The 8,770-nt window shown below is 37.9% G+C and carries 8 protein-coding genes and 1 riboswitch; all 8 genes read right to left on the minus strand.

Features of this window, described 5'->3' with window-relative positions; genetic code table 11:
• Nucleotides 1–313 precede the first annotated feature (313 nt).
• The gene (locus MLD65_RS12880; RefSeq protein WP_243292276.1) at nucleotides 314–517 is read right to left on the minus strand and encodes a hypothetical protein; all 204 of its coding nucleotides are present in this window, start codon (nucleotides 515–517) and stop codon (nucleotides 314–316) included.
• On the minus strand, nucleotides 495–2,246 hold the full coding sequence (thiC, locus tag MLD65_RS12885) for a phosphomethylpyrimidine synthase ThiC (protein ID WP_243292277.1): 1,752 nt from the start codon (nucleotides 2,244–2,246) through the stop codon (nucleotides 495–497). The genes MLD65_RS12880 and thiC overlap by 23 nt, the downstream gene beginning before the upstream one ends.
• A 158-nt stretch (nucleotides 2,247–2,404) precedes the next feature.
• Nucleotides 2,405–2,520, minus strand: a riboswitch (TPP riboswitch).
• A 211-nt stretch (nucleotides 2,521–2,731) separates the two neighbouring features.
• On the minus strand, nucleotides 2,732–3,307 hold the full coding sequence (locus tag MLD65_RS12890) for a cell wall hydrolase (protein WP_243292278.1): 576 nt from the start codon (nucleotides 3,305–3,307) through the stop codon (nucleotides 2,732–2,734).
• A 349-nt stretch (nucleotides 3,308–3,656) separates the two neighbouring features.
• Complete coding sequence (locus MLD65_RS12895; protein WP_243292279.1) at nucleotides 3,657–3,983, minus strand: antibiotic biosynthesis monooxygenase; 327 nt, start codon at nucleotides 3,981–3,983, stop codon at nucleotides 3,657–3,659.
• A gap of 90 nt (nucleotides 3,984–4,073) precedes the next feature.
• Nucleotides 4,074–4,901, minus strand: coding sequence for a GNAT family N-acetyltransferase (locus tag MLD65_RS12900; RefSeq protein WP_243292280.1), 828 nt, complete (start codon nucleotides 4,899–4,901; stop codon nucleotides 4,074–4,076).
• Nucleotides 4,902–5,076: 175 nt separating this feature from the next.
• The gene (locus tag MLD65_RS12905; RefSeq protein WP_243292281.1) at nucleotides 5,077–6,009 is read right to left on the minus strand and encodes a dipeptidase; all 933 of its coding nucleotides are present in this window, start codon (nucleotides 6,007–6,009) and stop codon (nucleotides 5,077–5,079) included.
• Nucleotides 6,010–6,026: 17 nt separating this feature from the next.
• Nucleotides 6,027–6,869 carry a D-amino-acid transaminase gene (gene dat / locus MLD65_RS12910; RefSeq protein ID WP_243292282.1) on the minus strand — a complete coding sequence of 281 codons (843 nt, stop codon included), beginning with the start codon at nucleotides 6,867–6,869 and terminating at the stop codon, nucleotides 6,027–6,029.
• Between the two features lie 38 nt (nucleotides 6,870–6,907).
• Nucleotides 6,908–8,509, minus strand: coding sequence for an amidohydrolase (locus MLD65_RS12915; protein WP_243292283.1), 1,602 nt, complete (start codon nucleotides 8,507–8,509; stop codon nucleotides 6,908–6,910).
• Nucleotides 8,510–8,770: the final 261 nt, after the last annotated feature.

Raw genomic sequence — 8,770 nt, forward strand, 5'->3', positions numbered from 1 at the left:
ATGCTAAAGGTGATAGCTATGATAATTGCACGAGTTTAAGCATTAATTGCACCACTTTTAGCAACTTTTGCACGAACCTACCCCTTAATTGCACGAATCTCGAAATAATTGCACATGACTTTCCTTTTTTGCATATTTTAACCTGTATTTGCACATAAATGTCTATAATTGCACGAACCGAGTGAAAGAAAACCGAAGTTTGAGGTGTATATAGCTACATAAATGTTACTAATTGCACGAACCTCTCGTACCGTAATCAACCTTTTTTCGATAAAGTGAAAAGAGCTGCGTAATAAGCAGCCCTTTTTCTCAATTAATAATAAATACTTTCAGCATAGTAACATTTCAAACACTTTCTCATACTCGCTGTTTCAACAAATGCATGTTGGCACGTTTTTTGAATGTCAGCAATTTGTTTTTCTAGCTTTTTAACTTCACTTTGTAAATGAAAGACTTCCTTTTTTAATTCCTTTACGCGTTCAGCTGTTGAAGAATTATTTGTAGATAGCTGATCCATTCTCAACGAACTCCTTCGATTTTTCCTTCATGCCATCTTGAATAATTTCTTCTTCTGTTTTCCCTTCCTTTTGAGCTATTTTTCTTAAGTCATGAGAAATTCTCATCGAACAAAACTTTGGACCGCACATGGAACAGAAATGGGCTACTTTTGCACCTTCTGCTGGTAATGTTTCATCGTGGTATTCACGCGCACGCTCAGGATCTAAAGATAAGTTAAATTGGTCATGCCATCTAAATTCAAAACGTGCTTTGGAAAGAGCATCATCACGCTTTTGTGCACCTGGATGTCCTTTTGCTAAATCGGCAGCGTGTGCGGCAATTTTATAAGCAATAACCCCTTCACGAACATCATCTTTATTTGGAAGGCCTAAATGTTCCTTCGGTGTAACGTAACAAAGCATGGCGGTACCAAACCAGCCGATCATCGCCGCTCCAATTGCCGATGTAATATGGTCATAACCAGGGGCGATATCCGTTGTGAGTGGCCCTAATGTGTAAAAAGGAGCACCTTTACAAATGTCCATTTCTTTTTCGACATTTTCCTTAATTTTGTGCATCGGGACGTGTCCTGGTCCTTCAATCATGACTTGCACGTCATGCTTCCAAGCGAGTTCCGTTAATTCCCCTAACGTTTCAAGCTCGGCAAATTGTGCTTCATCATTTGCATCCGCAATCGAACCTGGTCGTAAGCCGTCTCCTAATGAAACCGCTATATCATACGCCTTTAATATTTCACAAATTTCTTCAAAATGTGTGTATAAGAAATTTTCTTGATGGTGAGCTAAACACCATTGCGCCATTATGGAACCGCCTCGTGAAACAATCCCCGTTGTACGATTTACCGTCATTGGGATGTAGCGTAGCAATACACCAGCATGGATTGTAAAATAGTCAACTCCTTGTTCAGCTTGCTCAATTAACGTATCACGGTATACGTCCCATGTTAAATCTTCCGCAATGCCGTTTACTTTCTCAAGCGCTTGATAAATCGGCACCGTTCCAACCGGAACCGGTGAATTACGAATGATAAATTCACGTGTTGCATGAATGTTTTTTCCTGTCGATAAATCCATTATTGTATCGGCTCCCCAATGAGTCGCCCACGTCATTTTTTCGACTTCCTCTTCAATCGATGAAGTGACCGCAGAATTCCCAATATTCGCATTAATTTTCACATGGAAATTCCGGCCAATAATCATCGGCTCACTTTCTGGATGGTTAATGTTGGACGGAATAATCGCCCTTCCTGCTGCAACCTCTTGTCTAACGAATTCAGCATCCATATTTTCTCGAATTGCGATAAACTCCATTTCCGGAGTGATGATTCCTTTTTTCGCATAATGCATTTGTGTGACAATTTCACCTTTTTTCGCCCGTAATGGCTTTCGGTTAAACGGTGGAACAACTTCAGGCGATTTTCCATTTTTAAGACCGTTATCCTCTGGCTTTACTTTGCGACCTTCATACTCTTCTACATCATCGCGCTCTAAAATCCATTTTCTTCTTAATTCCGGGAGTCCTTTATAAATATTTGGCTCATAATGCGAATCTGTATAAGGACCGCTTGTGTCATATACTCTTACTGGTTCATTTTTCGATGTACCCATTTCTGTTTTCGTTTCGCTTAATTGAATTTCTCTCATCGGTACGCGAATATCTTTTCTTGATCCTTCAACATATACCTTTTGGCTTGATGGAAATTGCGCTTTGAACTGAACGTTTTTCATGTAACTTCCTCCTAAATCGTCATTCTTTTCTGAAGTTACACCGAGCGGAAGCAATGTGGGGTAAAAAGGAGATTCATGCATTCATCTTTCCAATAAAAAACGGGTTCTCAACATGGAGAACCCGACGGAATCGATAAATAGTCAATGTACAAGTATGTACTACCCACTACCTACTTCCCTACGCTGGTATAACCCAGATCAGGTTCTAAGGGTCAAAGAACTTCAAGCGCGTTCTTCTCTCAGTCTAGGCTAATAGACTCCCCTAGTAGATCAATTACTATGAAACTATAATAAAAATAACATAGACCTAATCAGGTTGTAAATGATTTCTTTTCACATTTATGAAAAATCATCCAAATTTAACAAAATACGATATGTAAGGTTGTCGAAAATAGAAAAACGCTTAGAGAAATGATAGGAACCTCTCCAAAAATTCTCTCTAATAAGGATCCTATCAAAAATCCAAGCGTTTTTGACTTCAACGATTATTTTGCAAAAACATGGTTTCCAATAACAACAGTTACTTGTTTCGTACGTAACCATTGATTAGACGTTTTTTGTGGATTGTAAAAATAAATAGAGCCTTTCCCTTGTCCACGGAAAGCTAATGCTTCATTCACGGCTCTTTTTGATTCCGCGCTTGCTGGTTTATTAATCTCACCATTTTTCACTGGAGTAAATTGGTCTTTTTGATAGATTACTCCGTTAATAGAGTTTGGAAATTGATCATGACTAACTCGGTTTAATACAACCGTCGCAACCGCAACTTTTCCTGCATACGGTTCTCCTTTTGCTTCCGCTTCTACTAATCTAGCTAATAAATCTTTCTCAGCAGCTGTCACAGAAGAAGGAATTTGAATTGTTTCACCAATATATAGTAAATCTGATGTTCGATTATTGTACTGCTTCAAGTAATTAACGGCAACTCCATATTTCGTTCCAATTTTCCAAAACGTATCGCCAGGTTGAACTTTATAAGCGGTTGCTGCATCAGCTTTTAATGTTCCAGTAAATGTTGTAAGTGCAAGTAATGATGTGATTACTAAAGTTTTCAGTTTCATTGTTTGATAACCTCCAAATCTCGTTTTTTCGTATCACTCTTACACCGTAACATCATACTAAAGCTCGTTCATTACATAATCTTTTCCAGCACATGAAAGTTTTTATAATTACGAGATTAGGAGTTTGAATGTATTCAAATGTATGAAACTATGAATTTCATGGGCTTTATCCGAAATTTTCGGACAAAAAAAGAGGAAATGAAGTTACTCATCATTTCCTCTTTTACCATATTTTTTTAATGAAAATCCAAGCTTTTTTATTGCATTTTTATTTCACGTTTGTTACAAACTTTACTCTCTCATTAAAATCGGTTTCATGAAATGTAAAAACCCAGTCTAAGCTGGGTCATTATTCATTTTCACCTTCATGTTGAAAGGCTACTTCATATTTTGAAAGCTTTGCACCAAGCATAACGCTTTCGCCTTCATTTTCATTTTGTCGTTTTTGATGTGCTTTTTTAAATGAGTCGCTCGTTGTCCACGCTTGGAATGCTTCTTCATTCTCCCACGTTGTGCATACTTTTATTTCGTCGTATTCTTCTAAGTCCTTTGTAATTAATACTTGCATACGAACAAAGCCTGGAGTCTTATGTATCGCTTTTGGCTGTTTAAATCGTTCTGCAACTTCGTTTACATGTCCTTTTTTAATTCGGATTGTGTTTGTGACAATGATCATCTTTTCATCCTCCTTATGCTTCTTCATTCCTATGATAGCATGGCTTTCGATTTAGATGCCATTAAGGAGCATTTTAAGAACGATACCGATTCATCCCTTTTTTTCAATAGATGCTAATTTTTTTTCGTAACTGTACATCATCCACTTTCCGATATCTTGAAAGCCGATTCGTTTATAAATCGTTCCAGCATCCGGGTTGTCGTAAAATAAACAAAGTGTTCGACCTGTATTCAGCATATCGGTGCATAATTTTGTTAAAATGGTTGTTGCCATTCCTTTTCGTTTATAAGCCTTTAATGTACATACGCCGACAATCATTGCGGACTGTGAATTTTCTGCAGTTGTGGAGGCAGCAGAGACAATTTCTCCGTCTCGTTCGATGTAATACGTCCTTGCTACCCCTTTTTCCATGCTGTTTTTATGCCCTTTACCACCGTCACGGCCCGCGTTCTCAAATTCCGGAATTTGTTTATAGAGGTCCATTAACCTCTGTACTTCCTCAACTTTCAGCTCTTTAACTTCTGGAAATGGATAAGAGTTCTCCATTTGGTTAAGTGCGTCTAATTTTGCATAATATAAGGCGCGCTTCTTTTTAACTTGGGTGTTAATATACGGATGAATGTTCCGAGTTGTATGTTCCAGCCCTGAAATCATCGCAAATTGAGGATCTTCATTTATAATTTGGGCAAAGCCTTTCGCATTAAAATCACCAGGTGCATAAGCAATATAGTTATCGTAATATTTTAATAGAACGGCTACGAGATTTCCTGCATTGTCAAATTCTCCCCACAGCTTCTGGAAATCTTGTTCAAAGCCGAACGCTTCAATATCGCCAATGATAAATAAATTTTCAGATGGTTTTTCACTTACAAAAGAGTAACAAATTTCATAATCTTGCTCCGTTAGTTGCCGAATCATATCTCCACCCCATTATCATGAAATTGAATAATATATTACCAAAATCAGAAAGAAAATCAAGAGTTTTCTGAATTGTATTTTTATATGACGCCTAAAATATAGTATTATTGCGAAAGGGTAAAAAGAGAAAAAGAAAGAGGCCGTGCTACCGGTCTCTTCGTTGCTCTTATGATATTTATTTCTTGATCGGACGATGATTTAAAAAGTTTTCATAGGCAAAGCCGCGGACTTCTTCTTCCGTGAAGTGTTTTAGTAATTCATTTATGAGATTTTGTGTTTTCGATGCATCTTCAAGCCCGTGTACTTTTTGGTCAATTCCGTCAAAATCAGATCCTAAGCCAATTTGCTTCACACCGCCTAGTGAACAGAGATGATCAATATGTTTTATAACGTCTTCGATTGTCGCTTCGCCGCTTTCATTTAAAAACAATGGGTGATAGACGACATGGATTAATCCACCTTTATTAAACATCACTTTCGCTTGATCATCTAATAAGTTTCGGGGGTGATTGCATAACGCACGGGCATTACTATGACTTGCGATCGGATAGTCAGCTACTTCTAATACATCCCAAAAGGAACGTTCACATAAATGGGAAACATCTGTGAAAACATTGTATTCGTTGTTGAGCTTCACAATTTCCCTTCCTAATAACGTTAACCCTCCACCTCTTGGTTCCTGAGCTCCATCTGCTGCTAAGTTAGCATAGTTCCATGTGAGTCCGACTGACATGACACCGAGCTTAAATAAGAGGCGCAGTTTGCTTAAGTCGTTGCCGATTGGATCGACTCCTTCAAGTGTAAGCATTGCACCTATTTCGCCATCTTGTAATGAATCGAAATCTTTCCAGCTCTTTATATGTTTCATTTCCTTGTTTTTTCCGAGTATTTCTTGATGAAAATAGTCAATTTGCGTCAAGGCTGCTTGGAATTTTTGGTCAGATTTAATTTCAGGTTCAATAAAAATTGCATAGCATTGAACTTTAATCTTACCTTCTAGCAGCCTTTTTTTATTCGTATCTAGCTCCGGAGCATGTTCATACGAAAGTTTTCCATTCTCTTCCGCAAGTTTCCATAATGCGTCACAATGTAAATCAATAATTTGCATAAAAACGGCCTCCACTATTAAAATTCTTTACCTGTCATTCGTTGAAATTCACGATAAAATTTCGTTGTTAAAGAACCCGGTTTCCCCGTACCAATGATATGCTCTTCAATTGATGTAATCGGTAAAACTTCAGCTGTTGTGCTTGTCATAAATACTTCGTCCGCACCCTTCACTTCGTCCTTTGTCATTCTTTTTTCCACAAATGGGATGTGAAAGGCTTCAGCGATATTTTTGACAGCCATTCGCGTAATCCCAGGTAAAATATTTTCGGTAAGCGGTGTCGTATAGATCTTTCCGTCTTTTACGATAAAGACATTTGAACTTGTTCCTTCTGTTACATATTCATCGCGGTAAAGAATCGCTTCATAGTATCCGTTTTCATGGGCCGTTTGTTTGGCTAAAATATTAGGAAGCAAATTGAGCGATTTAATATAACATTTCGCCCATCGTTCATCTGCATGAAACATTACGTTCGCACCCTTTTCACGAAGGGATGAATCAATTTCTTTACTCGGCTTCACCGTCATCGTTGTCGATACAGGTGTGTTTGGAAATAAATGATTTCGTGGTGCGATTCCTCTCGTAATTTGTAAGTAAACATCACAATTTGATAACGCTGATTTTTCAATGGCTTCATGAATTAATTGCTCGTATTCCTTTTTGTCACATGTAATTGGGAGTTTAATGGCATGAGCACTATTCACCAAGCGTTCGATATGCTCTTTTAACATAAACGGTGTTCCGTCATAAACGCGAATGACTTCATATACACCATCACCAAATTGATGTCCTCGTTCATCAATTGGAATAACACAAGTATTAAGATCAACGTATTTTCCATTTATATATCCAATTGCCACGTTTCCCCACTCCTGTTAAAAAAATTTCGACTATTGTATTATGATATGCGACTATACGTTACTTTTCCCCCGATAATAGTCATCTCGACCTTTGTTTCTAATAATTCATCTGCATTTTTTAAGGTGAAAATATTTTGAGATAGTACGGTTAAGTCTGCTAGCTTCCCACGTTCAAGCGTTCCTTTTTTGTGCTCTTCATTCGTCGCATAGGCGCCACCTAGTGTATACATGTGAATGGCTTCTTTTGTGGATAGCTTTTCTGTTGGAATATACCCTTCATGTGTCTCCTCTTTTATTCTCCTTGCTACTGCTGCATGGATGCTTAATAATGGGTCTACCGGTTCAATCGGTGCATCCGAACCACCTGCACAAAGAACTCCTTTTTGTCGCATCGTTTTAAATGGATAGGCATATTTCACACGTTCTTCCCCGATTCGATCGATAATCCATGGAAAGTCACTGACGATAAAACGAGGTTGAACATCTACGATTCGTCTTGGATGAACTAGCCGTTCGATTAAGTCTTCACGTAAAATAGACGCATGAATAATGCGATCTCTCTTGTTTGCATTTGGAAATTGATCTAATACATGTAACACATTTTCGACCGCTTGATCACCAATTGTATGTACAGCGACAGGTAACTGTAATTGCCGGATCGATTGAATGATGTGAAAAAGTTCCGCCTCGTCATGAATCGCCTTTCCAAAATTGTCAGGATCATCTTCATATGGTTTTGACAATAAAGCTGTTCTCCTCCCTAGTGCTCCATCAGCAAATATCTTTATCGCACCAATTTGCAACATATCGTTCCCAAATCCTGTTAACATTTGTCGTTCCTTCAATTCATCTAAAAAAGGATAGTCGATTAATAAGTTTGTACGTAACCCTACTTGCTCTTCATTTAACAGTTCATGATATAATCGATACGTTTGCTCAAATCCGCCTAAATAGAGCGGGTCATTTGTATGAATAGACGTCAAGCCTAATTCCATACAATAGTCCATCGCTTTATACAATGCCTGTTTTAATTGTTCGTAACTTTTATTTGGAATATGTTTCGTAAATAATTGTGATGCTGTTTCCAAAATAAGGCCTGTTGGTTGTTTTGTATATTCATCTAAAGCAATTTCGCCACCTGGGGGCAATGAACTCATATTGTCAACATGACACCTCTTAAAGGCTAAACGATTAGCTAAATAGGCATGTCCGCATATTCTTCCTAAAAATAATGGGTTGTTTGGGGAAACGTGATCAAGTTCATCCATCGTAGGAATTGATCGGTCCCTAAACAAATTCTCATCCCAGCCACGTCCAAGCACCCACTCCCCCGGATGAAGGGATGATGCTTTTTCTTTTATTTTTGAAAGCATTTCTTCTTTCGACTGAACACCTGTTAAATTTAACTCCATAAAATTCCCCGCAACACCAGAAAGATGCATATGACTATCGGTTAAGCCTGGAATGGCCATTTTTCCTTGTAAATCAATTGTGTTCGTAATACTTGAGCTGTATCGTAATTTCATTTCTTCATAAGAACCCGTATCTACAATTTTTCCACCTTCGACAACGATCGCTTCGACCACGTCATCTCGGTGATTCATTGTATAAATCGTTCCGTTTGTCACCAATGTCTTCATCCAATACCTCCCTTCAATGGAGCGAACTTTTTGTTATGATGATGGCTTATCACCAAAAGTCGGGGTTGATAATTTTTATAGAATATGTTCCGTCTCAATTATGAATGTAAAATAGATATTGGGAATGGATAATAACTCAAACTTCGCACTTTAAAAAGTTAGTGCACCCATAGTGGTTCTAAGGTTCATTGGTGTAAAAAATGTTTATTGACAAATGATTCTAAAAATGCAAAAAACACCTCATTCTTTGGTATAGTGGAT

The organism is Bacillus sp. FJAT-47783, from assembly GCF_022808615.1.
In the GTDB taxonomy this organism is placed as follows: Bacteria; Bacillota; Bacilli; order Bacillales; family Aeribacillaceae; genus Bacillus_BZ.

Excerpts from the sequence above, each read along its gene's own strand:
- MLD65_RS12880 (WP_243292276.1), bottom strand. The coding sequence starts at position 517 with ATGGATCAGCTATCTACAAATAATTCTTCAACAGCTGAACGCGTAAAG.
- thiC (WP_243292277.1), bottom strand. The coding sequence starts at position 2,246 with ATGAAAAACGTTCAGTTCAAAGCGCAATTTCCATCAAGCCAAAAGGTA.
- MLD65_RS12890 (WP_243292278.1), bottom strand. The coding sequence starts at position 3,307 with ATGAAACTGAAAACTTTAGTAATCACATCATTACTTGCACTTACAACA.
- MLD65_RS12895 (WP_243292279.1), bottom strand. The coding sequence starts at position 3,983 with ATGATCATTGTCACAAACACAATCCGAATTAAAAAAGGACATGTAAAC.
- MLD65_RS12900 (WP_243292280.1), bottom strand. The coding sequence starts at position 4,901 with ATGATTCGGCAACTAACGGAGCAAGATTATGAAATTTGTTACTCTTTT.
- MLD65_RS12905 (WP_243292281.1), bottom strand. The coding sequence starts at position 6,009 with ATGCAAATTATTGATTTACATTGTGACGCATTATGGAAACTTGCGGAA.
- MLD65_RS12915 (WP_243292283.1), bottom strand. The coding sequence starts at position 8,509 with ATGAAGACATTGGTGACAAACGGAACGATTTATACAATGAATCACCGA.